The organism is Kribbella sp. NPDC051770, from assembly GCF_040681455.1.
Taxonomy (GTDB): Bacteria; Actinomycetota; Actinomycetes; order Propionibacteriales; family Kribbellaceae; genus Kribbella.
On the sequence record NZ_JBFAYT010000008.1, the window covers coordinates 230,844 to 255,079 of the forward strand.

The window sequence follows — 24,236 nt, forward strand, 5'->3', positions numbered from 1 at the left end:
CTCCGTCTCATGCAGGCGTGGACGAATCCAGACATCCCGGTCGTACCCGGGCCGGCCCGGCGTCTTCGCCTCTACGACACCGCGTCCGGTGGGCTGGTCGAGGTGCCGCCCGGCGCCGACGGCACGGCCCGGATGTACGTCTGCGGCATCACGCCGTACGACGCGACGCACATGGGCCATGCGGCGACGTACGTCACGTTCGACCTGATCAACCGGCTGTGGCGTGACGCCGGGTACGGCGTGCACTACACGCAGAACATCACCGACGTCGACGACCCGCTGCTCGAGCGCGCGACCGCGACCGGCGTCGAGTGGACCGATCTGGCCGAGCAGGAGATCCAGCTGTTCCGCGACGACATGACCGCGCTGCGGGTGATCCCTCCGCAGGAGTACGTCGGCGTCGTCGAGTCGATCGGCCTGGTCAGCGACGCGATCGGGGACCTGCAGCGCGCGGGCGCGGTGTACTCCGTCGACGACGACCTGTACTTCGCGGTGAAGGCCGACCCGGCGTTCGGCAGCGTCTCGAACTACGACGGCGAGACGATGCGCGCGCTGTTCGCCGAGCGCGGCGGCGACCCGGACCGCGAGGGCAAACGCGACCCGCTGGACAGCCTGCTGTGGCGCGCGGAGCGCCCGGGGGAGCCGTCGTGGGAGTCGCCCTTCGGTCGCGGCCGGCCGGGCTGGCACGTCGAGTGCTCGGCGATCGCGCTCAAGCACCTCGGGATGACGTTCGACGTCCAGGGCGGCGGGACCGACCTGATCTTCCCGCACCACGAGATGTCGGCCAGCGGCGCCCAGGTGGCGACCGGTGAGCACCCGTTCGCCCGGGCGTACGTGCACCAGGCGATGGTCGGGCTCGACGGCGAGAAGATGTCCAAGTCGAAGGGGAACCTGGTTCTGGTCTCCCGCGAGCGGCAGGGCGGGACGGATCCGATGGCGATCCGGCTGGCGCTGCTCGCGCACCACTACCGGACCGAGTGGTTCTGGATGGACGCGGACCTGCTCGACGCCCAGAACCGGCTGGACCTGTGGCGCGGAGCCGTTGCCCGGGGCACCGGTCCGGACGGTACGGCGGCGGTCGAGGCGCTGCGGGCGGCGCTGACGAACGACCTCGACACGGTGGCCGCGCTGTCGGCGATCGACACGTGGGCCGAGAGCAACGGCGACGACACCGAGGCGCCGGCGCTGGTCGCTCAGGCGGTCGACGGGTTGCTGGGGATCAAGCTCTAGCCGGCCTTCGCCCTGGCCCGCGCTGGCGCCCGCTCCCGCTCTCCCTCCCGCGCCTCGGCGCGGCGGTGTGCGGTCTGAGTGTCAGCCGGTGACCGGGTGGTGGGTCTTCACCGGCGTGGGGACGGGCGCGGCCGGAGGACGGCCGACATCGGTCCCCGGAACCGGCTGGGGACGCGTCGGCTGAGGCTTCGGCGTGGTCTTCGCGGCCGGCTTCGCACAGGTCGCCGACGCGAGCCGGATCACCTGAGCACCGTCGCCGAGGTTGATCGTCAGACCCGTGACGGTGAACGACCCGTCAGCCTGCTGCGATTGCTGGTTGACCGAGATCGTCGCGAGTGGCGCGGCCGGGATCACCGCGCCCTGCTTGGTCTCCGGGACCTGGAGCTTCTGCCCGAGCAGCGTCAGCGAACCGATGTCGACACCGCCCTGGTCACCCGCGCACCAGACGTTGACCGAGTCGATCCCGAGGATCGAGCTCGGCGGCGTGAGCAGCAGGTTGCAGAGATCAGGCAGGTTCTTCACCGGGAGGTCGGCCGTGCTCAGGTCCGGCAGCGGCAGGCCGAGATCGGGCAGCGGGAGATCCGGGATCGGCAGGTCGCCGGCGCCGGTCGGCGGGAGCGAGGCGCACGACTTCTTCAGGTCTGGCGGCAGCTGGACGGCGTCGAGCGCGCCCTTGCCGAGGGTGACGTCGAGGAGCTCGACCGAGGCCTTGTCGTTCCCCGCGGTGACGGTCGCGGCGCGGGCCGAGAGCAACGGGTTCTTCGGCAGCTCGAGCGCCGAGGAGCTGCGCTCACGGCCGTCGCGCGACTCGACGTACGGCGTACGGTCGACCGGCACCTGACCGTCCGCCCCGATCGCGTACGCCGACGAGGGCCGGTCGGTCGCGTTGCCGGGCGCGGCAGCGGTGACGAGGGTCAGCACCACGACCCCGGTGACGGCCGCGGCCGTCGTGACCGCCGGAACGATGTGTCGTCGCATCAGTCTCACCCTCATTTGCTGTCGATCAGAACGAGCGTCCCCAGCGGGACGCGTTGCAGCCGGTCGAGCGCGGTCTGCGGGACCCGGACGCAGCCGGCGCTGACCGCCGCACCGAACACGTCGGGCCGTGGCCACCCGTGGATCGCGACCGTGCCCGGTCCGCCGCCGAACGTGTCGAGCGTCGGGCTGTGCGCACCCAGCGGCAGCACGACGGGCGAGGCCGACCGCTTCGGGTCGATGATCGACCCGAGCAGGAACGTCCGCCCCGACGGCGTCGGCGTCTTCTGCGCCCCGACGCCGGCCTTCCACTTGCCGAGCCGCTTCCCGCTCTCGAAGAGCTCCAGCGTCCGCGACCCGGTGTGCACCCGGATCACGTACGCCGACGACGCGTGATCCAGATCCTCGTCGGCCAGCCACCCCGTCGACCGGTTCGGCTTCGACGGCAGCAACACCCGGACCCACCCCTCGACCCGTTCCACCACCGGCAACCAGGTCGCCCCGAACTGCTCCGGCCCGACCTTCGCGAACGGCTCCGCGTCGGGTGCCGTGAACACCGCCGTCTCCACCCGCGGATGCACAACGACCCCGTCGGTCCCCGCGAACGGCTGCGCATCCAACGGCGCCGTACTGATCGTGGCGTGCGTCGACGACGCGGCGAGCGTGCTCAGATCGACGTCCGGCTTCCCGTCGTCCAGGAACGCGACGGCTCCCGCGATCCCCAGCACAGCCAGCACGGCCACCGCCGCCACCGACCCGCCACCCCGCTGCTCCCGCGCCATGCCCCAACGTCCCCGTCTCGCCAAACGCTTGCTTGCCGTTCGACGACGATAGAGCGATCCGCGAAGTTACGCCACAGTACGCAGCTCTCCGGCTACTCCGGATGGTTCTTGTTGCGCCGTCGCAGGTAGCGCTCGAACTCCGCGGCGATGGCGTCGCCGGAGGCCTCGGGGAGGTCGGTGGTGTCGCGCTGCTCCTCGAGCGTCGCGACGTACTCGGCGACCTCCGGGTCCTCCTCGGAGAGCTCGTCGGCGCCGCGTTGCCAGGCGCGGGCCAGCTCGGGGAGGTCGCCCTCGGGGATGGGGAGGTCGAGCAGGGCCTCGACCTTGCCGAGGAGGGCGAGGGACGCCTTCGGGCAGGGGGTGCCGGCGATGTAGTGGGGGATCGCCGACCAGATCGACACCGCCGGTACGCCGAGCGTGCCGCACAGGTCGGCGAAGACGCCGGAGATGCCGGTGGGGCCCTCGTACGTCGACGGCTCGAGGCTCCAGGACGCGGTCAGCTCCGGGTCCGAGGACGACGCGCTGACCGGGATCGGGCGCGTGTGCGGCGAGTCGGCCAGCAGCGCACCCAGTACGACGACCAGCTGCGCGTTCGACTCGTCGACGACCGCGAGCAGCTCGCGGCAGAACGTGCGCCAGCGCATGTTCGGCTCGATGCCGCGGATCAGCAGCACGTCGCGGTCGGTGTCCTCGGGCCGGGCCAGGAAGACCCGGGTGGTCGGCCAGGTGAGCCGGCGCTGGCCGTCGTCGTCGAAGGCGACGGTCGGGCGGTTCACCTGGAAGTCGTAGTAGTCCTCGGGGTCGATCGCGGTGACCAGTTCGGCGTCCCACTGCTCGATGAGGTGGTCCACCGCCCCGGTCGCGGCGTCGGCCGCGTCGTTCCAGCCCTCGAACGCGGCGATCACGACCGGGTCCCGCAGGTTCGCGAGGTCGACCACTCGCCACCCCCTGTCCTAGTCGTCTCCGGTCCGAAGTTCGGACCGGACTGCCAGCCTACGTCTCCGCCGTCCGCCGTGCGTCCGGTTTCACGCCCAGCGGAACGTGTCGGACCGACCTTGTAAAATTCTTACGACCGCGCGATCCCGGACGACCAGCTGAGGAGCTCTCCCTTGACGTTGCAAGCGGTGCTGTGGGACATGGACGGCACGCTGGTCGACTCCGAACCGGTCTGGGCGCGGGTGCAGATCGCGCTGCTGGCCGAGCTCGGCGCCGAGTGGACGGTGGAGGACTGCGTGTCCCTGGTCGGCTCCGACCTGCGCGACGCGGTCACCGCCTGGATGGCGCGGATCCCGGCCGGCGCGATCACCGCCGAGCAGCTCGCCGAGCGGATGTTCACCGAGGTCGTGGAGACGCTGCGCCGCGAGGTCGAGTTCCGGCCCGGTGCGCTGGAGCTGCTGCAGGCGTGCGTGAAGGAGGAGATCCCGTGCGCGCTGGTCTCGGCGTCGTACCGGGTGATGATCGACGCCGTGCTCGGGCACTTCCCGGACGGCCTGTTCGCGACGGTCGTCGCCGGCGACGAGGTCCAGCACGGCAAACCGCACCCGGAGCCGTACCTGACCGCCGCGAAGGCGCTCGGGGTCGACCCGGCGTCGTGCGTCGTGATCGAGGACTCCCCGGGCGGCACCGCGGCCGGGACGGCGGCCGGCGCGTTCGTCGTCGCCGTACCGCAGTGGGTGGAGATCGAGGACGCGCCGCGGCGGCTGGTGGTCAAGTCGCTGGAGCCGCTCACGCCGGAGTCGCTGCGCGCCCTGCTCCGCTGAGGCAGTACCGTCTTTGGGTGCCCGCGGGGGCGTGTCTGGGGACGAGAGGGTGGATGTGGTGAAGGTGTACTCGCGCCGGGTGATGGCTGCGGCCGTCGCCGGCGTTCTGGCGGGATCGCTGGCGTCGTGCGGGGACAAGACCGGCGGTTCGGCGCCGCAGCAGACCGGTGAGCCGCCACGGCAGCTGACCTTCAAGGTCGCCACCACCGACACCGTCACCTCGCTCGACCCGGCCGGTCCGTACGACGTCGGTTCCCGCACCCTGCAGGCGAACCTCTTCCAGACCCTGCTCACGATCACGTCCGACAAGCCGACGCCGGTGCCGGACGCGGCCGACTGCCAGTTCGACGCGCCGACGACGTACACGTGCAGCCTGAAGAGCGGGATGACCTTCCCGAACGGGCACGAGCTGACCTCGTCGGACGTGAAGTTCAGCTTCGACCGGTTGCTGAAGCTGAAGACGCCGGGCGGGATCGCCGGGCTGTTCGGCTCGATCGCCTCGATCAGTACGCCGGACAGCCTGACCGCGGTCTTCACGCTGAAGAAGCCGGACGCCCGCATCCCGTACCTGCTGACCACCACCGCCGCCTCGATCGTCGACGAAGAGGTCTACCCGGCGACGAAGCTGATGCCGGCCAAGGCGGTCGGCAGCGGCCCGTACGAGCTGACGGCGTACAAGCCGGGGGCGAGCGCGTCGCTGACCAAGTTCAAGGGATACAAGGGTCCGCGGGCCGCGCAGAACGACGGGATCGACCTGACCCTGCTGCCGGACTCGGCCGCCCTGAGCAAGGCGGTGACGTCGGGCAAGGCCGACATCGCCTTTCACGGTTTCGGTGCGACCGACCTCGACAAGCTGCGCGCCGGTGGCAAGGTCCAGGTCGTCGACGCCCCCTCGGCCGAGATCCGCTACTTCTCCTTCCACTTCAAGTCCGCGGTGTCGCGACGTCCCGCCGTACGGCGTGCGGTGGCGCAGCTGATCGACCGCGGCGCGATCGCCAAGAAGGCGTACGGCGACCAGGTGACCCCGTTGTACTCCGTCGTACCGCCGGGGGCCGGTGGCCACGTCGACGCGTTCCGCGCCGAGTACAAGGACCCGAACAAGGCCGCCGCGGCCGCGATCCTGCGCGAGGGCGGTGTCACCACTCCGGTTCCGCTGACGCTCGGCTGGACCCCGACCCGGTACGGCGCCGGCGCGAAGGCCGAGGTGACCGAGCTGAAGCGCCAGCTGGACGCGTCCGGTCTGTTCCGGGTCACCTTGCGCAGTGTCGAGTGGCCGCGGTACCAGCAGCTCGCGCGCAGCGGCGCGTTCGATCTGTACCACTCGGGCTGGCTGCCGGACTACCCGGACCCCGACGACTACCTGGTGCCGTTCGTCCGCGAGGGCGCGATCTACCAGAACGGCTACCGGTCGCAGACCGCGAACAAGCTGCTCGACCAGGAGGTCGCGGAGCAGAACCAGCTGAAGCGCGAGCAGGTCCTGGAGCAGGCACAGTCGGTGATCGCCCACGACGCTCCGCTGATCCCGGTGTGGCAGGCACGGCTGACGGTGGTGGCCGGTCAAGAGATCAAAAATCCAACCAGTATCCTCAACCCGCTGTCCTACCTGACCTTCTCGACGCTACGGAAGTAACTGTCCGGAAGCTCCGTGCGACCCTGCGATCTGTCCACAATACGGGACGATCTCCTCGTCATCACGATCGGGCAACGCAGCACTTCCGCCGTTTGACTACGGCCCGTTTCGGCGGCAGGTTAAGGCGGCAGCCATGTCCGGTTTCGGTCGGTCACCACTACGAGGCAGGGGAACACAACGCGTGAGCACGCCACTCGAGGTCGAGCCGGGATCTTCGTCGGCACAGCCGGAGGCCGTTCTCGAGGGCGTCCGCAAGATCGAGGGCCGCTCGCTGTGGCAGATCTCGTGGATGCGGCTGAAGCGGGACAAGGTCGCGATCGCCGGCGGGATCATCGTGCTGCTGCTGATCGTGGTCGCGATCTTCGCGCCGCTGATCTGCAAGATCGTCGGGGTCACCCCGAACGACTTCCACCAGGACCTGGTCGACCCCTCGCTGCAGACCCCGATCGGCAAGCTCGGCGGGATGAGCGCCGACCACCCGTTCGGCGTCGAGCCGGTCAACGGCCGCGACATCTTCGCCCGGATCGTGTACGGCGCCCGGATCTCGCTGCTGATCGCCTTCCTGGCCACGCTGCTCTCGGTGGTCATCGGGGTCGCGATGGGCATCATGGCCGGCTACTTCGGCGGCTGGATCGACACCCTGATCAGCCGCTTGATGGACATCTTCCTGGCCTTCCCGCTGGTGCTGTTCGCACTCGCGCTGGTCGGCGCGGTGCCGGACTCGATCCTCGGCCTGCAGGGCGACGCGCTCCGGGTGGCGCTGATCGTCTTCATCATCGGCTTCTTCAGCTGGCCCTACATCGGCCGGATCATCCGCGGCCAGACGCTGTCGCTGCGCGAGCGTGAGTTCGTCGACGCGGCCCGCAGCCTGGGCGCCCGCCGGCCGTACATCCTGTTCACCGAACTGCTGCCGAACCTGATTGCGCCGATCCTGGTCTACGCGACGCTGCTGATCCCGACCAACGTGCTGTTCGAGGCAGGCCTGTCCTACCTCGGCGTGGGTGTCCGCCCGCCGACGGCCAGCTGGGGCGACATGCTCTCCATCGCCGCGAACTGGTACCAGGTCAACCCGACGTACATGATCTGGCCCGGCCTGTCGATCTTCGTCACGGTGCTGGCCTTCAACCTGTTCGGTGACGGCCTGCGCGACGCGCTCGACCCACGCTCGCGGTAAATGACTTCTCGCCAACCAGGGAGCCTGGCTCTCACGAAAAAAGGGGTGCAACAAGAGATGAGATGGAATCGCATCACGACGGCCACCGCCGTCGCTGCGGCCGTCGCCATGAGCCTGGTGGCTTGCGGTGGGGGACCCAAGGCCACTCCCGGAGGGGGCAGCTCGGAGGGCGGGGCCACCGCCGCGTTCGACGCGGCGAACAACAAGGTGTTCAACCCGAGCGACAAAAAGGGTGGCACCTTGCGGATGGCGATCACCGAGAACTGGGACTCCACCGACCCCGGTGACACCTACTACGGCCTGTCCTGGAACCTGGTCCGCAACTACGTCCGGCCGCTGATGGTCTTCAAGTCGGCACCGGGTGCCGAGGGCGCCAAGCCGGTGCCGGACCTGGCCGAGGCGCCGGGTGTCCCGAGCGACAACGCCAAGACCTGGACCTACAAGATCCGCAAGGGCGTCAAGTTCGAGGACGGCACCGAGGTCACCTCGAAGGACGTCAAGTACGCCGTCGCGCGCTCGCTCGACAAGGCGACGCTGCCCAGCGGCCCGACGTACTTCAACGACTTCCTGCTGGACGTGCCGAAGGGCTACAGCGTCTACAAGGACCCGTCGATGGCCGGGATCGCCAAGGCGATCGAGACGCCGGACGCGAACACCATCGTGTTCCACCTGAACAAGCCGTTCGCCGGCTTCGACTACTTCGCCCAGCTCCCGTCGACGGCCCCGGTGCCGCAGGCCAAGGACACCGGTGCGAAGTACAAGGAGCACCCGATCTCGACCGGCCCGTACAAGTTCGAGAGCTACGACGCGAACAAGGGCATCAGCCTGGTCCGCAACGACCAGTACGACCCGGCCACCGACCCGAACTCGGGCCGCAAGGCGCTGCCGGACAAGATCACCGTCGCGTTCAACGTGAACGGCACCGACATCGACAACCGGCTGATCGCCGGTGACCTCGACGTCGACATCGCCGGTACCGGTGTGCAGCCGGAGACCCAGGCCAAGATCCTGGCCGACCCGAAGCTGAAGGCGCACGCGGACAACGTGGCCGCGCCGCGACTCAACTTCACCGTGCTGAACACCGAGGTCGCGCCGCTGAACAACCTGGACTGCCGCAAGGCGATCCTGTACGCCGCCGACCACGAGGGCTACCAGCGCGCGTACGGCGGCCCGATCGGTGGCGACATCGCCACCAACATGATGCCGCCGCTGGTCACCGGGGCCGAGAAGTTCGACGACTACGGCTTCGAGGCCAACAAGAACGGTGACGTCGCCAAGGCCAAGGAGTCGCTGGCCAAGTGCGGTCAGCCGAACGGCTTCAACATCAACATCGCCTACCGGGCCGACCGGGCCAAGGAGAAGGCCGTCGCCGAGACGCTGCAGCAGTCGCTGAAGCGGGTCGGCATCAACCTGACCACCAAGCCCTACCCGACCGGTGACTACACCAAGCTGTACGCCGGCAAGCCGGACTTCGCCAAGGCCAACAAGCTCGGCCTGATCGTCTACAGCTGGGGTGCGGACTGGCCGGACGGCTTCGGCTTCCTGAGCCAGATCGTCGACAGCCGGACCATTCGCGCCACCGGTGGTAACACCAACCTGGGCATCCGGATCCCCGAGGTCGACCAGATGATCGACCAGGCCCTCGCCGAGACCGACGAGGCCAAGCGCAACGCGCTCTGGGTCAGCATCGACAAGAAGGTCATGGAGCAGGCCGGCGCGCTGCCGGGCATCTGGGCCAAGGGCCTGCTGTACCGCCCGGACACCCTGGCCAACGTCTACTCCAACGACGGCCAGAACATGTACGACTACGCGGGCATCGGCCTGAAGTAGCCGTCGGTTGCCCTGTACAACCACCATTCGCCAGCAGAGGTAGGTGAAGGCTGACGGTGGCCGGTGATCAGCGATGATCACCGGCCACCACGCCGAGCACGTGTTCGCATATCTGGTCCGCCGGGTGATCGGAGCAGTGATCCTGCTCTTCATCGTCACGGCCGTGACGTTCTCGATCTTCTTCCTGGTTCCCAAGCTGGGCGGTGCGACCGCCGACGACCTGGCCTCGCGCTACGTCGGCAAGAGCGCCGGGCAGGAGCAGATCCACGAGACGGCGGTGCGGCTCGGCTTCACCGACCCGCTCTACGAGCAGTACGGAAGCTTCGTGAAGGGCCTGGTCGTCGGCAAGGACTACAACTACGGTCCGGCCACCGAGCACTGCCCGGCACCCTGCTTCGGCTACTCGTTCCTGACCCAGACCCCGGTCTGGCCGGACCTGGTCGCGCGAATACCGGTCACCGCCTCGCTGGCGGGTGGTGCGGCGTTCATCTGGCTGATCACCGGTGTCGGGACCGGCATCATCTCGGCGCTGCGGCGCGGCTCGGTCCTGGACCGGGGCATGATGTCGGTCGCCCTGGCCGGTGTCTCGCTGCCGATCTTCTTCACCGGCCTGCTGTCGCTGTCGATCTTCAGCTACAACCTGGGCTGGACGGCCCAGGGCGGCACCAACCCGCTGGACGAGACGAATCCGGTCTGGTGGGCGTACGACCTGATCCTGCCCTGGGTCACGCTGGCCTTCCTGTACGCCGCGGCGTACGCCCGGCTGACCCGGGCCGGCATGCTCGAGACGATGAACGAGGACTTCGTCCGGACCGCCCGGGCCAAGGGCCTGACCGAGCGGACCGTCGTGGTCAAGCACGGCCTGCGCTCGGCGCTGACCCCGATCCTGACCATCTTCGGTCTCGACCTCGGCCTGCTGATGGGCGGCGCGATCCTCACCGAGACGACCTTCTCGCTGCCCGGCATCGGCCAGTACGCCGTGATCGCGCTGCGCGCCAACGACCTGCCCAAGGTGCTCGGCGTGACGCTGGTCGCCGCGTTCTTCATCGTGCTGGCGAACCTGATCGTCGATCTCCTGTACGCCGTCGTCGACCCGAGGGTGCGAATCTCGTGACCGAACCTCAAGACACCCCGCAGCGGATCGAGCGCGGCAACGCGTTCCTCGACGTCCGCGACCTGAAGGTGCACTTCCCGACCGACGACGGCATCGTGAAGTCCGTCGACGGGCTGTCGTTCCAGCTGGAGCGCGGCAAGACCCTCGGCATCGTGGGCGAGTCCGGCTCCGGCAAGAGCGTGACCAGCCTGTCGATCATGGGCCTGCACAAGGCCGGCACCGCGAAGATCAGCGGCGAGGTCTTCCTCGACGGCCAGGACCTCGTCTCGTCCACCGCCGAGGAGGTGCGGCTGCTGCGCGGCAAGCGGATGGCGATGATCTTCCAGGACCCGCTGTCGGCGATGCACCCGTTCTACACGGTCGGCAAGCAGATCATCGAGGCGTACCAGGTGCACAACAAGGTGACCAAGCAGGTCGCCCGCAAGCACGCGATCGAGATGCTCGACCGGGTCGGCATCCCGCAGCCGGACAAGCGCGTCGACGCCTACCCGCACCAGTTCTCCGGCGGGATGCGGCAGCGCGCGATGATCGCGATGGCGCTGTCCTGCGACCCCGACCTGCTGATCGCCGACGAGCCGACCACCGCGCTCGACGTCACCGTGCAGGCGCAGATCCTGGACCTGATCCGGGATCTGCAGCGCGAGTTCAACTCCGCGGTCATCATCATCACCCACGACCTCGGCGTGGTCGCCGAGCTGGCCGACGACATCCAGGTGATGTACGCCGGCCGCGCGATCGAGTACGGCACCGCGGACGACATCTTCGAGCGCCCGCAGCACCCCTACACCTGGGGCCTGCTCGGTTCGATGCCGCGGATCGACCGGGAGCGCACCGAGCGGCTGATCCCGATCAAGGGCTCGCCGCCCAGCCTGATCAACGTCCCGACCGGCTGTGCGTTCAACCCGCGCTGCAACTACTCGCAGCTCAACGGTGGCGCCAGCGAGACCGACCGGCCGGAGCTGCTCGAGGTCGGGGCCGGGCACAAGGTGGCCTGCCACCTGTCCGGCGCGGACCGCGAGCGGATCTGGAACGACGAGATCAAGCCGAAGCTGTGAACGACGGAGCCGAAGTGACCAACCCCGAAACCGAGTCCGTCAGCGTCGGACCCGTCCTCGATGACACCTCCCCGGCGATCGCCGACGGCGAGGAACTGCTGTCGGTGACGAACCTGACCAAGCACTTCCCGATCCGCAAGGGTCTGCTGCAGCGCCAGACCGGCGCCGTCCAGGCCGTCGACGGCCTGACCTTCAGCGTGATGAAGGGCGAGACGCTGTCGCTGGTGGGGGAGTCGGGCTGCGGCAAGACCACCACCGGCCGGCTGCTGACCCGCCTGCTGGAGCCGACCGACGGCAGGATCGTCTTCGAGGGGCACGACATCAGCCACCTCGGCGACGGCAAGATGCGCCCGCTGCGGCGCGACGTGCAGATGATCTTCCAGGACCCGTACGGCTCGCTGAACCCGCGGCACACGGTCGGCAAGATCGTCGGTGCGCCGTACCGGCTGCAGGGGGTGAAGCCCGAGGGCGGTGTGAAGAAGACCGTCCAGGAGCTGCTGGAGCTGGTCGGGCTGAGCCCGGAGCACTACAACCGGTACCCGCACGAGTTCTCCGGCGGTCAGCGGCAGCGGATCGGCATCGCCCGTACGCTCGCGCTGCGGCCGAAGCTGATCGTCGCCGACGAGCCGGTCTCGGCGCTGGACGTGTCCATCCAGGCCCAGGTGGTGAACCTGCTGGAGGACCTGCAGAACGAGTTCGACCTGACCTACGTGATGATCGCGCACGACCTGTCGGTGGTCCGGCACGTGTCGGACCGGGTCGCGGTGATGTACCTCGGCAAGATCGTCGAGCTGGCCGACCGGGTCAGCCTGTACGAGAAGCCGATGCACCCGTACACGCTGGCCCTGCTGTCGGCCGTCCCGATCCCGGACACCAACCGCAAGACCAGGCGCGAGCGGATCCGGCTCGAGGGCGACGTCCCGAGCCCGATCAACCCGCCGCCGGCCTGCCGCTTCCACACCCGCTGCTGGAAGGCGCAGGACATCTGCAAGACGGTCGAGCCGCCGCTGCTGCAGATCGCCCCGGGGCACCAGAGCGCCTGCCACTTCCCGGAGAACGCCACCGAGGACCAGGCGGCCGCGGCGCTGAAGGCCGTCGAGGGCGCGGCCACCGCGAAGGTTTAGTTGCGCGCTGCAACCAGTCGCTGGATGTGAAACGGCCGGGAACCCCTGTTGCGGGGTTCCCGGCCGTTCGGCGTACCGGCGCTAGCGGGCGACGCGTTGCAGCAGCAGGACGGCGTCGGGGCCGAGGTGGGAGCTGAGGCGGCGCAGGCCGTGGTTGGTGCGGCGCTTCACCGCGGGGACCGAGCAGCCGAGGATGCCGGCGGCTTCGGTTTCGGTGCGCGACTCGTAGAAGCGCAGGACCAGGGCGTCGCGCTGGCGGGCCGGCAGGTTCTGCAGGCCGGTTTCGAGCCAGTGCCGAGCCGTCACGTTGTCGCGGTGCCCCACCGTGGCGTGCTGATTCACCTGAGATTCCCCCTTCGAGCTTTACGGTCCCGATGACATGACGCTCTGGGCCCTACGATCGGTTGCACCCCGGTCGTAGATTTCTTTCCGCGTTCGCCTGTTAGTCGAGGACGTGGCCGACCGGGAGTTGGAAACCGACCTGTTCCGACGGGCTCGGGGCGAACTCCGGGACCGCGACCTTGCAGGTCAGCTCGGCGGTCGAGCACTTCAGCAGGTCGACGGGCTTGGACTGGTCCTCGGCGATCCCGACTGCGTAGAAGCTGCTGTCGCCCTGCCACTGGGTGGGCACGATGAGGACGTACCCGGGGAACTTCAGCGGCAGCTGCTGCCCGGACTGCAGGTCGAACAGCCGCACCTCGTCGGCGGCGTCGGTCGTCATGAACCGGGCGCTGGGGGAGACGGTGGTGTCCCACCCGTCGTAGATCCGGGCCGGCGGCTTCCGGAGATCGGTGCCGACGGCAACCTGCTGGGTCTGGCTGGGCGGCTGGAGGATCTCCCAGGTGAACAGGCCCGCGTCGACGCCCTTCAGCTTCTCCGGCCCGGCCGCGGGGTCGATCACGGTTCCGGCCTTGGCGGCCAGGTTCCAGCGGTAGATGCTGGTCCCGGTGGAGAAGTAGGCGAAGCCCTCGTCGATCGCCGAGACTCGGGGCTGCTTGTCCTCGGCGGGGTTCGCGACCGTGCCCTGCGCGGTCCGGACAACCTCGCGGCGTGCGGCCACGTCGTACACGACGAACTCAGGGCGCTGCGGACTGCTGTCGACCCAGCCGACCAGCGTGCCGGCGTCGTCGACGGTGAGCCGCTTGATCGCGTTGCCACCGCCGATCGTGGCGGTCCGGCGGCCGTCGGTCGCCTTCACCGTGCCGCCCGGGGTGACGTAGACGAAACCGGCGTCGGTCTGGGCGAAGGTGGCGATCTGGTCCTTCAGGTCGTAGGTCTCGGAGCCGAAGTGGAGCTTGCCGTCCTTCGCGTACGTCGGGCGCCGCTCGGTGAAGTTCCCCGGCTGCTCGGCCGGAGCCGGCGCGTCCGCGGTCAGCCTGACGGCGGTCAGCCCGCCGGCCAGCACGGCCGCTGACGCTGCGGCGACGGCCAGGACGGTCGCCACCCTGCGGCGCTTGATCCGTCGGTCGCCGTTCCGGATCACGGCGGCCAGGTCCAGGCCGGGCTCGGTGACGCCGTCCGCCCGCTCGGTCAGGGTTTCCTTGATCAGGCCGGTCACTGGGCCACCACCAATTCGATCGTCAGTTCCGCGTCGGGACCCAGCCGGGCCCGCAGCTTCTTCAGGGCGTGCGACGTCTGGCTCTTCACCGTGCCCACGCTGCACCCGAGGATCCGGGCGGTCTCCGCCTCGGTCAGGTCCTCGTAGTACCGCAGCACCAGCGCGGCCCGCTGCCGCGGCGGCAGCTGCCCGAGCTCCTCCCAGAGCCAGATCCGCGCCGTCGCGTCGTCCGCCGCCGCCCGCGCCGGCAGCTCCGGTACGTCGTCCCGCGGCCGCTCCGCGTGCCAGGCCTTCCGCCGGTACCACCCGATCGCCGTGGTGGTGATCGCCTTCCGCGTGTAGGCCTCCGCGTTCGCCGAGTCCCGCAACCGGTGCCACCCGACGTACGTCTTGGTCAGTGCCTCCTGCACCAGGTCCTCGGCCAGCCCGCGTTCGCCGACCAGCAGGTACGCGTACCGGAACAACGCCCGGTGCCTGCTGACCGCGAACTCCTCGAAGTCCCCAGCACTCCGTCCGGTCCCCATCAGGTCCCTTCCACGGCCACCGCCCCGTGCGGTCGCCCTCCTCTGCCCGCCCTGACGTGATCAACCCGGGAAAAGGTTGTACGAGTGTCGCAGTGGTCCAGGTCCACCCCGCGTTCGACAATGTCGAACGTACGGCGTTGTGCCGCTCCGCTAACGCTCCTACATTCCAGTCCTCCGTGGTCGTCACGGGGTGGAAGGGAGACAGAGCATGGCTACGACCGAAGCGGTCAAGGCGAAGACCCTTCTGGGGGAGATGTCCGCCGAGCTGGCCGGTACGTTCATCCTGATCCTGTTCGGCTGTGGTGTGGTGGCGCAGGTGGTCGCCGCGGGCATCGGGGACCACGACTCCATCGCCTGGGCGTGGGGGCTCGGGGTGACGCTGGGGATCTACGTGGCGGGCCGGATGACCGGTGCGCACCTGAACCCGGCGGTGACGATCGCGCTGGCGGCGTTCCGCGGGTTCTCCTGGAAGAAGGTGCTGCCGTACTCGGTGGCCCAGTTCCTCGGCGCTTTCCTGGCGGCTCTGGTGGTCCGCTGGAACTACACCGAGGCGCTGAACAAGTTCGACCCCGGCCTGACGATCAAGTCCCAGGGCGTGTTCTCCACGCTGCCGGGCAACGGGTCGCTCGACCTCGGGGTCGGGATGTGGGGCGGGTTCCGCGACCAGATCATCGGTACGGCGATCCTGATGCTGGTCATCCTGGCCATCACCGACCTGCGGAACACCTCACCGGGCGTCAACCTGGCGCCGTTCGTCGTCGGTCTGCTGGTGGTCGGGATCGGGATGGCGTGGGGTACCAACGCCGGGTACGCGATCAACCCGGCCCGTGACTTCGGCCCGCGGCTGGCCTCGTTCTTCACCGGGTACAGCGGAGCGTTCAAGGATCAGTTCGGGGACGTCTACTTCTGGGTGCCCATCGTGGCCCCGATCATCGGCGCTCTGGTCGGTGCGTTCCTGTACGACCTGCTGGTCGGGCGCTTCCTGCCGATCGCCGACGAGGACGAGGAGCCCGGGCGCATCCCGGAGGAGAAGACCACCGCATGACATCGATCTGTGAGGAGAGGACCTTCCATGGCTGACTTCGTCGGTGCCGTCGACCAGGGCACCACGAGCACCCGCTTCATGATCTTCGACCACTCCGGCAACGAGGTGGGCAAGCACCAGCTGGAGCACTCCCAGATCCTGCCGCAGGCCGGCTGGGTGGAGCACAACCCGGTGGAGATCTGGGAGCGGACCAGCTCGGTCATCCGGACCGCGCTGAACCAGAACAACCTGCAGGCCAGCGACCTCGCGGCGCTCGGCATCACCAACCAGCGCGAGACGGCCGTGGTCTGGAACCGCAAGACCGGTCGCCCGTACTACAACGCGATCGTCTGGCAGGACACCCGCACCGACCGGATCGCCTCCGCGCTGGAGCGCGAGGGCAAGGGCGACGTGATCCGGCAGAAGGCCGGGCTGCCGCCGGCGACCTACTTCTCGGCCGGCAAGGTGCAGTGGATCCTGGAGAACGTCGACGGCGTCCGGGAGGCCGCCGAGGCCGGTGACGCCGTCTTCGGCAACACCGACACCTGGCTGCTGTGGCACCTCACCGGCGGCGTCGACGGCGGTGTGCACGTCACCGACGTCACCAACGCCAGCCGGACGATGCTGATGAACCTGGAGACGCTCGACTGGGACGACGAGCTGATCAGCTTCTTCAACATCCCCCGGCAGATGCTGCCGGAGATCCGGCCGTCGTCCGACCCCAACAAGTACGGCGAGACGCTCGCCACCGGCCCGCTCGGCGGCGTCGTACCGCTGACCGGTGACCTCGGGGACCAGCAGGCCGCGACAGTCGGTCAGGTCTGCTTCAACCCCGGCGAGGCCAAGAACACCTACGGCACCGGCAACTTCATGCTGCTCAACACCGGTACCGAACTGGTCCGGTCCAAGGCCGGTCTGCTCAGCACGATGGCGTACAAGTTCGGCGACGACGCGCCGGTCTACGCGCTCGAGGGCTCGATCGCGGTCACCGGGTCGGCGGTCCAGTGGCTGCGCGACCAGCTCGGCATCATCTCCGGCGCGAGCGAGACCGAGACGCTGGCCCGGCAGGTCGAGGACAACGGCGGCGTGTACTTCGTCCCGGCGTTCTCCGGCCTGTTCGCGCCGTACTGGCGCTCCGACGCCCGCGGCGCGATCGTCGGGCTGTCCCGGTTCAACACCAACGCTCACCTGGCCCGAGCAACACTGGAAGCGATCTGCTACCAGAGCAAGGACGTGGCCGACGCGATGGAGAAGGACTCGGGTGTGAAGCTCGAGGTGCTCAAGGTCGACGGCGGGGTCACCGCCAACGAGCTCTGCATGCAGATGCAGGCCGACATCCTCGGCGTACCGGTCAGCAAGCCGGTCGTCGCGGAGACCACGGCGCTCGGCGCGGCGTACGCGGCCGGGCTGGCGGTCGGGTTCTGGAACAACACCGACGAACTGGTGCAGAACTGGAACGAGGACAAGCGCTGGAGCCCGGAGTGGAACGACGAGCAGCGTGCCGCCGGGTACAAGGGCTGGGAGAAGGCGGTCCAGCGGACGCTCGACTGGGTCGACGTCGACTAGCACCAGCAGCAAGACAGCAGTAAGCGACAACCGGAAGGAACAGCACAGTGGCGGTAGTGGCTCTGTCCCCGCAGACGAGGTCGGAGGCCATCGACGCGATGGCCGACGGCCGCGAACTGGACGTCCTGGTGATCGGCGGCGGGGTGGTCGGCACCGGCTCGGCCCTGGACGCCGCGACCCGGGGCCTGACCACCGGCCTGCTGGAGGCCCGCGACTTCGCGAGCGGGACCTCCAGCCGGTCCAGCAAGCTCATGCACGGCGGCTTGCGGTACCTGGAGATGCTCGACTTCCGGCTGGTGCACGAGGCGTTGCAGGAGCGCGGGCTGCTCCTGCAACGCCTGGCACCGCACCTGGTCAAGCCGGTGCCGTTCCTCTACCCGCTCCAGCACCGCTGGTGGGAGCGGTTCTACGCCGGCGCCGGCGTGGCCCTGTACGACGCGATGGCGGTGAGCTCGGGCCACGGCGCCGGGCTGCCGATGCACCGGCACCTGACCCGCCGCGGCGCGATGCGGCTGGTGCCTTCGCTGAAGAAGTCGGCGCTGGTCGGCGCGCTGCAGTACTACGACGCGCAGGTCGACGACGCCCGGCACACGATGGAGCTGGCCCGGACGGCGGCGTCGTACGGCGCTCATGTGGCCAACCGCGTGAAGGTGACCGGTTTCCTGCGGCAGGGCGAGCGGGTGACCGGCGTCCAGGCCAAGGACCTGGAGAGCGGCCGCGAGTTCGAGGTCCGCGCCAAGCAGGTGGTGAACGCGACCGGGGTGTGGACCGACGACACCCAGGCGATGGTCGGCGAGCGCGGGCAGTACCACGTGCGCGCGTCGAAGGGCATCCACCTGGTGGTGCCCAAGGACCGGATCCAGTCCAGCACCGGGATGATCCTGCGCACCGAGAAGTCGGTGCTGTTCATCATCCCGTGGGGCCGGCACTGGCTGATCGGCACCACCGACACCGACTGGAACCTGGACAAGGCGCACCCGGCCGCGACCAGCAAGGACATCGAGTACCTGCTCGACCACGTGAACGCGGTGCTGAACACACCGCTGACCCGGGAGGACGTCGAGGGCGTGTACGCCGGGCTGCGGCCGCTGCTGGCCGGGGAGTCGGAGAGCACCTCGAAGCTGTCCCGCGAGCACGTCGTCGCGCACGCGGCGCCCGGGCTCGTGGTGGTTGCCGGCGGCAAGTACACGACGTACCGGGTGATGGCCAAGGACGCCATCGACGCGGTCGCCAACGCGCTCGACGGACGGGTGCCGAAGTGCACCACGAAGACGATCCCGCTGATCGGCGCGGACGGCTACCCGGCGCTGTGGAACCAGCGGCACCTGATCGCCCAGGACTCCGGGCTGCACGTGGCCCGGATCGAGCACCTGCTGAACCGGTACGGCGCCCTGATCTCCGAGGTGCTCGCGCTGGTCAAGGAGGACCCGTCGCTCGGCGAGCAGCTCCCCGGCACGCAGGACTACCTGAAGGCCGAGGTCGTGTACGCGGCGCGCTCCGAGGGCGCGCGGCACCTGGACGACGTACTGGCCCGCCGGACCCGGATCTCGATCGAAGCCTGGGACCGCGGCGCCGGCGCCGCCGACGCGGCCGCCCGCCTGATGGCGCCCGAACTGGGCTGGGACGAGGCGACCATCGAGCGCGAGGTGTCGTTCTACCTGCAACGCGTTCAGTCCGAACGCGACTCCCAGGACCAGCCCGACGACGAGTCCGCCGACAAGGTTCGCCTGGGAGCCCCGGACATCGTCTCCCCGGCCTGACAGCTTGCCCGGAGCACCTTCGTGGGGGGTGCTCCGGGCCTTCGTCCTCAAGTTGGCGAGTTGTTGCCAAATAGGGGCTTTGGGCAACTGAATGCGGGTGGGTGGTCACCCGGTGTTTTCCTGTCCGGGCTAGGCTTTCCGGTATGGACATCGTTGCGCTGGCCGAGGCCACCGAAGGCGACTTGATGCTCGGGCTGCCGGGGGCCGACGAGCAGGTGCGGAAGCGGATGGGGCTGGCCGGGGCGCGGATCGGCGGGGGGATCGTGCTGGCCGCGAGCAAGGACCCGTCGCAGTTCTGGTCGAAGGCGCAGGGGTACGGGATCACGCAGCCGCTGACCGCGGACGTGATCGCCGAGGTGGTCGAGTTCTACCGCGGCGAAGGCGTCACGAGTGCGAACTTCCACCTGCTCGACAAGGTGCTGCCGGCCGACTGGGAGGAGATCGCCGCGAAGTACGGGCTGACCCGCGGGCACTCGCTGGTGAAGCTGGCCCGCGACGACCGCCGGGTCGCGCCGGCGCCGACGACGCTGCGGGTCGGGCCGATCGCGGACACCGACTGGGACGCCTGGGCCGCGGTGCAGATCGAGGCGTTCGAGTTCGACGACCCGGACGACCGGATCGCCGGGATGCTGCGCTCGATCGGCAAGATCGAGGGCATGACGGCGTACGGCGCCTGGGACGGCGACGTGCTGGTCGGGACCGGCGCGCTGTACGTCGACGGTGAAGCCGCCGAGCTGGTCAGCGGCGCCACGCGGCCGGCGTACCGGGGTCGCGGTGCGCAGTCGGCGCTGCTCGCGCGGCGGACGCAGGACGCGCTCGCGGCCGGTTGCCGGCACGTGTTCTCCGAGACCGGGAAGCCGGCCGACGGCGAGCAGAACCCGTCGCTGGAGAACCTGCGGCGGGCGGGGTTCGACGTGATCTACGAGCGTCCGATCTGGGCCTGGAAGGCCTGACGGCGCGGTAGCGGACATCTGTTGTACGGGGTTGGTGGCCAGGAGGGTCGAATGGATCGGATCGCCGAGCTGATCGAGGCAGCGGAGGCGGAAGCGGTGTGGGGCTACGAGAACTCGGCCCCGCCCGCGGTGGCGGAGCGGCTCAAGCTGGCGAGCCGCCGGATCGCCGGTGGCGTCGTGCTGGCGATGCCGGACGACGTCACGAACTACTGGAGCAAGGCGCTCGGCTTCGGTTTCGAGTCGCCGGTGACGCTCGGCCTGGTCGAGGAGATCGTCGACTTCTACCGCAGCCAGGGTGTCCGGCTCGCGACGCTGCAGCTCGCGCCGTCGGTGCTGCCGCGCGACTGGGAGGCGATCCGGGAGAAGACCGGCTTCGCCGCCGGCGGGACGTGGCTGAAGCTGGCGCGGCTGGCCGGGCTGGTGGAGTCGGCCGACACCGACCTGCGGGTCGCCGCGATCGCGCCGGAGCAGGCCGAGGAGTGGGCGACGACGCTGGTCCGCGGCTTCGGGATGCCGACCTCGTTGGTGCCGATGGTCGCGCCGGTCGCGGGGCGGCCGGGCTTCACGGCGTACGCCGCGTGGGACGGCGACGAGATGGTCGGCGCGTCCTCGCTGTCGATCCACAACCAGGTCGCCTCGTTCGCGGGAGCGGCGGTGCTGCCGGCGTACCGGGGGCGGGGTGCGCAGTCGGCCATGCTCGCCGCGCGGGCCCGGCAGGCGGCCGCCGACGGCGCGAAGTGGTTGAGCGCCGAGACGGGGAAGCCGGCGGACGGGGAGCACAACTCGTCGCTGAGCAACATGCTGCGGACCGGGTTCGAGATCCGGTACGAGCGGCAGAACTGGATCTGGCGCGCGGAGGACTGAAGGGTCGGTCCCGGCCACACAGTTGCGTACAGCAACAAGGCGGATGCCGAAAGAAACTGACGCGGCAACAAGTTGCCGGAACCTCGTTCTCGGCTAACGGTCACCGCCCGCCCCGTGGCTAGCCTCTGGCCGGGGCATCGAGGTGGTGCTCCTGGACGTAGCGAGAGGCTGACTGTGAGTACTGCGGGCAACAACCTGGCCGAGTTGATCGAGAAGGCGGAGGGTGAGGCCTACTGGGCCTACGAGCACTCCGCCCCGGAGTCCGTCGTACAGGCGCTCGGACTGTCCGCCCGCCGGATCGGCGGTGGAGTGGCGCTGTCGATGGTGAACGACAAGTCGCGGTACTGGAGCAAGGTGCTCGGGCTCGGGTTCGACGAGCCGCTGACGGCCGGTCTGCTCGAGGAGGTCGTCGAGTTCTTCCGCGAGGCCGGTACCCCGATCGCGGTGATGCAGTTCGCGCCGTCGGTCCTTCCGCCCGACTGGGAGGAGATCGCCGCGAAGTCCGGTCTGACCGGTGGTAGCTCCTGGTACAAGCTGGCCCGGCCGGCGGGCTTGGTCGAGCCGGCGCGCACCGATCTTCGGGTCGACCGGGTGGACAGCGCTCACGCGGCCGAGTGGGCGACGGCGTTCTTCCGCGGGATGGGGATGCCGGCCGAGGACCTGGCGCCGATGGCCGAGGGGCTGGTCGACCGGCCGGGCGCGTCGGCGTACGCGGTCTGGGACGGCGACCAGATCGCGGGCGCTTCGACGCTGGTGATCAGCAACGGGGTCGCCTCGTTCGTGGGTGCGTCGGTGCTGCCGACGTACCAGCGGCGTGGTGGGCAGTCGGCGATGATCGCGGCCCGAGCCCGCCAAGCGGTCGAGGACGGCGCGGAGTGGTTCAGCGCGGAGACGTTCAAGCTGGCCGAGGGGGAGAAGAACTCGTCGCTGAACAACATGCTCGGTGCGGGCTTCGAGATCCAGTACGTGCGGCAGAACTGGATCTGGCGCGCGGAGGACCGAGGGCTACTGCTCGGGGCGGATCCAGCCGAAGGTGCGCTGGACCGCCGCCTGCCAGTTCGCGTACTCGGTCGCCCGCCGGGCCGGGTCCATGTCGGGCAGCCACTGCCCGGCGCGGTGCCAGTTGCTGCGCAGGCCCTCCAGGTCGGGCCAGTAGCCGACCGCCAGGCCGGCGGCGTACGCGGCACCGAGCGACACCGTCTCGGCGACCATCGGGCGGACCACCCGGACGTCGAGCAGGTCGGCGACGAACTGCATCAGCAGGTTGTTCGCGGTCATCCCGCCGTCGACCTTGAGCGCCTTGAGCGCGATCCCGGAGTCGGCGTTCATCGCGTCCACGACCTCGAGGGTCTGGAAGCCGGTTGCCTCCAGCACCGCGCGGGCCAGGTGCCCCTTGGTGATGTACGACGTGAGCCCGGCGATCACCCCGCGCGCCTCGCTGCGCCAGTGCGGCGCGAACAGGCCGGAGAACGCGGGCACGATGTACGCGCCGCCGTTGTCCTCGACCGTGCGGGCCAGCGTCTCGATCTCGGCGGCGGTGTGGATCAGCCCGAGCCCGTCGCGGAACCACTGCACCAGCGAGCCGGTGACGGCCATTGAGCCTTCCAGCGCGTACGCCGCCGGCTGGTCGCCGATCTGGTACGCGACCGTGGTCAGCATGCCGTGCGTCGAGCGGACGATCTCCTTGCCGGTGTTGAGCAGCAGGAACGAACCGGTGCCGTACGTGCACTTCGCCTCGCCGGGGCTGAAGCAGGTCTGGCCGAACAGCGCGGCCTGCTGGTCGCCGAGGGCGGCACCGATCCGTACGCCGGGGAGGACGGTGGTCGCCGTACCGAAGACGCCGGAGGACGGGCGGATCTCGGGCAGAACGCAGCGCGGGACGTTGAAGGCGGCGAGGAGCTGGTCGTCCCACTCGAGGGTCTCGATGTTCATCAGCATCGTGCGGCTGGCGTTGGTGACGTCGGTGACGTGCAGGCCGCCGTCGGGTCCGCCGGTGAAGTTCCAGATCAGCCAGGTCTCCATGGTGCCGAACAGCACGTCGCCGGCCTCGACGCGGGCACGCAGGCCGGGCGTGTGGTCGAGCATCCAGCGCAGGCGGGGCGCGGAGAAGTAGGTGGTGAGCGGGAGGCCGCACAGGTCGACGAAGCGGTCGGGGCCTTCGTCGCCGGCGAGCTCGGTGATCAGGCGGTCGGTGCGGGTGTCCTGCCAGACGACGGCGTGCCCGATCGGCTGCCCGGTCCGGCGGTCCCAGAGCAGGCTGGTCTCGCGCTGATTGGTGATGCCGATGGCAACGATCTGCTCGGGCTGGGCGCCGATCTGGCGGACGGCGGCTGGTACGACGCGAGTGACGTTGCGCCAGATCTCGGCCGCGTCGTGCTCGACCCAGCCGGGCTTCGGGAAGTACTGCTTGTGCTCGCGCTGGGCCACGGAGACGAGGCGACCCCGGCGGTCGAACAGGATGCAGCGCGTGGAGTTCGTCCCTTGGTCGACCGCCGCGACGTACTGCTCCGCCATCAGCCGTCTTCCCGGAGGTCGCGGCCGATGGCCTCGGCGGTGGCTCGGACCATGGTGACCAGGTCGGTGCGGTGCCGCAGGCGGGTGTCGCAGATGCGTTCGATGCGGCCGGTGAGGCCGACGGCGCCGACGACCAGGCCGCCGAGGCCGCGGATGGGGGCGGCGATGCCGGCCAGTTCGACGGTGTGCTCCTCGAACTCGCCGGCCCAGCCCTTGGCGCGGACTGCGGCGAGCTCGTCGGCGAGGCGGGCCGGCTGGACGATCGTGCGGGTGGTGAACGCCTCCAGCGTCTTCGGTTTCGACGCGCCGCTGGTGTCGAAGGCGAGCACCGCCTTGCCGAGCGCGGTCGCGTGCGGCGGGAGCGTCGTACCGACGTCGAGGTCCTGGTCGCTGTCGTCAGGCCGGAAGACGTGGTGCACGACGACCACCTTGCCCTCGACCAGCCGGCCGACGCGCACCACCTCGCCGCTGCGCGACGCCAGCGAGTCGGCCCAGTTGATCGCCCGGCTGCGCAGCTCGTTCGGGTCGAGGTAGGTCTCGCCGAGCCGCCCGAACGCGTCGCTCAGCCGGTAGTGCGCACCCGACCGGTCCTGCTCGACGAACCCGACCTGGTGCAACGTCCGGACGATCCCGTGCACGGTCGCCTTGGCCAGCCCGAGGGCGTTGCCGAGATCGGCGACGCCCAGCCCGTTCGGCGCGGCCGCGAGCAGGCGCAGCACTGCGGCAGCTCGCTCGATCGACTGGACGCTGCCCGGCACACCGGCAGGCTACCGGTGAATAACCTTCAGCGGAGCAGTTC

Annotated in this window: 23 protein-coding genes; 13 read left to right on the plus strand and 10 right to left on the minus strand. The window is 69.6% G+C overall.

Features of this window, described 5'->3' with window-relative positions:
- The first annotated feature begins 9 nt into the window (after nt 1-9).
- Nucleotides 10-1,230, plus strand: a complete 1,221-nt coding sequence (mshC, locus tag AB0M01_RS26180; protein ID WP_363673913.1) for a cysteine--1-D-myo-inosityl 2-amino-2-deoxy-alpha-D-glucopyranoside ligase — start codon at nt 10-12, stop codon at nt 1,228-1,230.
- 81 nt (nt 1,231-1,311) lie between these two features.
- On the opposite strand, the gene AB0M01_RS26185 is transcribed toward mshC, so the two are convergent.
- The 3 genes from AB0M01_RS26185 to AB0M01_RS26195 all read right to left on the minus strand — a co-directional run bounded on the left by AB0M01_RS26185 (nt 1,312) and on the right by AB0M01_RS26195 (nt 3,925).
- The gene (locus AB0M01_RS26185; protein WP_363673915.1) at nt 1,312-2,208 is read right to left on the minus strand and encodes a hypothetical protein; all 897 of its coding nucleotides are present in this window, start codon (nt 2,206-2,208) and stop codon (nt 1,312-1,314) included.
- A gap of 11 nt (nt 2,209-2,219) precedes the next feature.
- The gene (locus tag AB0M01_RS26190; protein ID WP_363673917.1) at nt 2,220-2,987 is read right to left on the minus strand and encodes a L,D-transpeptidase; all 768 of its coding nucleotides are present in this window, start codon (nt 2,985-2,987) and stop codon (nt 2,220-2,222) included.
- A gap of 92 nt (nt 2,988-3,079) precedes the next feature.
- A complete protein-coding gene (locus AB0M01_RS26195; protein ID WP_363673919.1) occupies nt 3,080-3,925 on the minus strand; it encodes a PAC2 family protein in 846 nt (281 codons plus the stop codon).
- A gap of 171 nt (nt 3,926-4,096) precedes the next feature.
- Here AB0M01_RS26195 and AB0M01_RS26200 point away from each other — a divergent pair, with 171 nt between their 5' ends.
- From AB0M01_RS26200 to AB0M01_RS26230, 7 genes are all read left to right on the plus strand, one after another.
- Nucleotides 4,097-4,747, plus strand: a complete 651-nt coding sequence (locus tag AB0M01_RS26200) for an HAD family phosphatase (protein WP_363673921.1) — start codon at nt 4,097-4,099, stop codon at nt 4,745-4,747.
- Nucleotides 4,748-4,805: 58 nt separating this feature from the next.
- Entirely contained in the window at nt 4,806-6,377 is a 1,572-nt protein-coding gene (locus AB0M01_RS26205) for an ABC transporter substrate-binding protein (RefSeq protein ID WP_363673923.1), read from the plus strand.
- A 181-nt stretch (nt 6,378-6,558) separates the two neighbouring features.
- On the plus strand, nt 6,559-7,551 hold the full coding sequence (locus AB0M01_RS26210) for an ABC transporter permease (RefSeq protein ID WP_363673926.1): 993 nt from the start codon (nt 6,559-6,561) through the stop codon (nt 7,549-7,551).
- Between the two features lie 57 nt (nt 7,552-7,608).
- Complete coding sequence (locus AB0M01_RS26215) at nt 7,609-9,381, plus strand: ABC transporter substrate-binding protein (RefSeq protein WP_363673928.1); 1,773 nt, start codon at nt 7,609-7,611, stop codon at nt 9,379-9,381.
- A 73-nt stretch (nt 9,382-9,454) separates the two neighbouring features.
- Nucleotides 9,455-10,495 carry an ABC transporter permease gene (locus AB0M01_RS26220; protein WP_363673930.1) on the plus strand — a complete coding sequence of 347 codons (1,041 nt, stop codon included), beginning with the start codon at nt 9,455-9,457 and terminating at the stop codon, nt 10,493-10,495.
- Nucleotides 10,492-11,550, plus strand: a complete 1,059-nt coding sequence (locus AB0M01_RS26225) for an ABC transporter ATP-binding protein (protein ID WP_363673932.1) — start codon at nt 10,492-10,494, stop codon at nt 11,548-11,550. Before AB0M01_RS26220 ends, AB0M01_RS26225 begins: the two co-directional genes overlap by 4 nt.
- Nucleotides 11,551-11,564: 14 nt before the next feature.
- The gene (locus AB0M01_RS26230) at nt 11,565-12,674 is read left to right on the plus strand and encodes a dipeptide ABC transporter ATP-binding protein (RefSeq protein ID WP_363673934.1); all 1,110 of its coding nucleotides are present in this window, start codon (nt 11,565-11,567) and stop codon (nt 12,672-12,674) included.
- Nucleotides 12,675-12,755: 81 nt separating this feature from the next.
- Here AB0M01_RS26230 and AB0M01_RS26235 read toward each other — a convergent pair whose 3' ends face one another.
- The 3 genes from AB0M01_RS26235 to AB0M01_RS26245 all read right to left on the minus strand — a co-directional run bounded on the left by AB0M01_RS26235 (nt 12,756) and on the right by AB0M01_RS26245 (nt 14,756).
- Nucleotides 12,756-13,016: a sigma-70 family RNA polymerase sigma factor gene (locus AB0M01_RS26235; protein ID WP_363673936.1), complete on the minus strand. Its 261-nt coding sequence runs from the start codon at nt 13,014-13,016 to the stop codon at nt 12,756-12,758.
- Nucleotides 13,017-13,116: 100 nt separating this feature from the next.
- Nucleotides 13,117-14,232, minus strand: a complete 1,116-nt coding sequence (locus AB0M01_RS26240) for a hypothetical protein (RefSeq protein ID WP_363673938.1) — start codon at nt 14,230-14,232, stop codon at nt 13,117-13,119.
- A complete protein-coding gene (locus AB0M01_RS26245) occupies nt 14,229-14,756 on the minus strand; it encodes a SigE family RNA polymerase sigma factor (RefSeq protein ID WP_363673940.1) in 528 nt (175 codons plus the stop codon). The genes AB0M01_RS26240 and AB0M01_RS26245 overlap by 4 nt, the downstream gene beginning before the upstream one ends.
- A gap of 208 nt (nt 14,757-14,964) precedes the next feature.
- Here AB0M01_RS26245 and AB0M01_RS26250 point away from each other — a divergent pair, with 208 nt between their 5' ends.
- The 5 genes from AB0M01_RS26250 (at nt 14,965) to AB0M01_RS26270 (ending at nt 20,923) form a co-directional block, all read left to right on the plus strand.
- Entirely contained in the window at nt 14,965-15,801 is an 837-nt protein-coding gene (locus tag AB0M01_RS26250) for an MIP/aquaporin family protein (protein WP_363673942.1), read from the plus strand.
- Nucleotides 15,802-15,828: 27 nt separating this feature from the next.
- Complete coding sequence (gene glpK / locus AB0M01_RS26255) at nt 15,829-17,346, plus strand: glycerol kinase GlpK (RefSeq protein ID WP_363673944.1); 1,518 nt, start codon at nt 15,829-15,831, stop codon at nt 17,344-17,346.
- A 47-nt stretch (nt 17,347-17,393) separates the two neighbouring features.
- Nucleotides 17,394-19,106, plus strand: a complete 1,713-nt coding sequence (locus AB0M01_RS26260) for a glycerol-3-phosphate dehydrogenase/oxidase (protein WP_363673946.1) — start codon at nt 17,394-17,396, stop codon at nt 19,104-19,106.
- 143 nt (nt 19,107-19,249) lie between these two features.
- Nucleotides 19,250-20,059: a GNAT family N-acetyltransferase gene (locus tag AB0M01_RS26265; RefSeq protein ID WP_363673948.1), complete on the plus strand. Its 810-nt coding sequence runs from the start codon at nt 19,250-19,252 to the stop codon at nt 20,057-20,059.
- Between the two features lie 51 nt (nt 20,060-20,110).
- A complete protein-coding gene (locus AB0M01_RS26270; protein WP_363673950.1) occupies nt 20,111-20,923 on the plus strand; it encodes a GNAT family N-acetyltransferase in 813 nt (270 codons plus the stop codon).
- Nucleotides 20,924-21,162: 239 nt separating this feature from the next.
- Here AB0M01_RS26270 and AB0M01_RS26275 read toward each other — a convergent pair whose 3' ends face one another.
- From AB0M01_RS26275 to AB0M01_RS26290, 4 genes are all read right to left on the minus strand, one after another.
- A complete protein-coding gene (locus tag AB0M01_RS26275) occupies nt 21,163-21,495 on the minus strand; it encodes a hypothetical protein (RefSeq protein ID WP_363673952.1) in 333 nt (110 codons plus the stop codon).
- Between the two features lie 30 nt (nt 21,496-21,525).
- Nucleotides 21,526-21,861, minus strand: a complete 336-nt coding sequence (locus tag AB0M01_RS26280) for a hypothetical protein (protein ID WP_363673954.1) — start codon at nt 21,859-21,861, stop codon at nt 21,526-21,528.
- Nucleotides 21,862-21,928: 67 nt separating this feature from the next.
- Entirely contained in the window at nt 21,929-23,437 is a 1,509-nt protein-coding gene (gene glpK, locus AB0M01_RS26285) for a glycerol kinase GlpK (RefSeq protein WP_363673956.1), read from the minus strand.
- Nucleotides 23,437-24,195, minus strand: a complete 759-nt coding sequence (locus tag AB0M01_RS26290) for an IclR family transcriptional regulator (RefSeq protein ID WP_363673958.1) — start codon at nt 24,193-24,195, stop codon at nt 23,437-23,439. Before AB0M01_RS26290 ends, glpK (AB0M01_RS26285) begins: the two co-directional genes overlap by 1 nt.
- Nucleotides 24,196-24,236: the final 41 nt, after the last annotated feature.

Coding starts and splice junctions, on each gene's coding strand:
- mshC (WP_363673913.1), top strand. CDS start 10: ATGCAGGCGTGGACGAATCCAGACATCCCGGTCGTACCCGGGCCGGCC.
- AB0M01_RS26185 (WP_363673915.1), bottom strand. CDS start 2,208: ATGCGACGACACATCGTTCCGGCGGTCACGACGGCCGCGGCCGTCACC.
- AB0M01_RS26190 (WP_363673917.1), bottom strand. CDS start 2,987: ATGGCGCGGGAGCAGCGGGGTGGCGGGTCGGTGGCGGCGGTGGCCGTG.
- AB0M01_RS26215 (WP_363673928.1), top strand. CDS start 7,609: ATGAGATGGAATCGCATCACGACGGCCACCGCCGTCGCTGCGGCCGTC.
- AB0M01_RS26220 (WP_363673930.1), top strand. CDS start 9,455: ATGATCACCGGCCACCACGCCGAGCACGTGTTCGCATATCTGGTCCGC.
- AB0M01_RS26245 (WP_363673940.1), bottom strand. CDS start 14,756: ATGGGGACCGGACGGAGTGCTGGGGACTTCGAGGAGTTCGCGGTCAGC.
- AB0M01_RS26250 (WP_363673942.1), top strand. CDS start 14,965: ATGGCTACGACCGAAGCGGTCAAGGCGAAGACCCTTCTGGGGGAGATG.
- glpK (WP_363673944.1), top strand. CDS start 15,829: ATGGCTGACTTCGTCGGTGCCGTCGACCAGGGCACCACGAGCACCCGC.
- AB0M01_RS26265 (WP_363673948.1), top strand. CDS start 19,250: ATGGACATCGTTGCGCTGGCCGAGGCCACCGAAGGCGACTTGATGCTC.
- AB0M01_RS26270 (WP_363673950.1), top strand. CDS start 20,111: ATGGATCGGATCGCCGAGCTGATCGAGGCAGCGGAGGCGGAAGCGGTG.
- AB0M01_RS26280 (WP_363673954.1), bottom strand. CDS start 21,861: ATGTTGTTCAGCGACGAGTTCTTCTCCCCCTCGGCCAGCTTGAACGTC.
- glpK (WP_363673956.1), bottom strand. CDS start 23,437: ATGGCGGAGCAGTACGTCGCGGCGGTCGACCAAGGGACGAACTCCACG.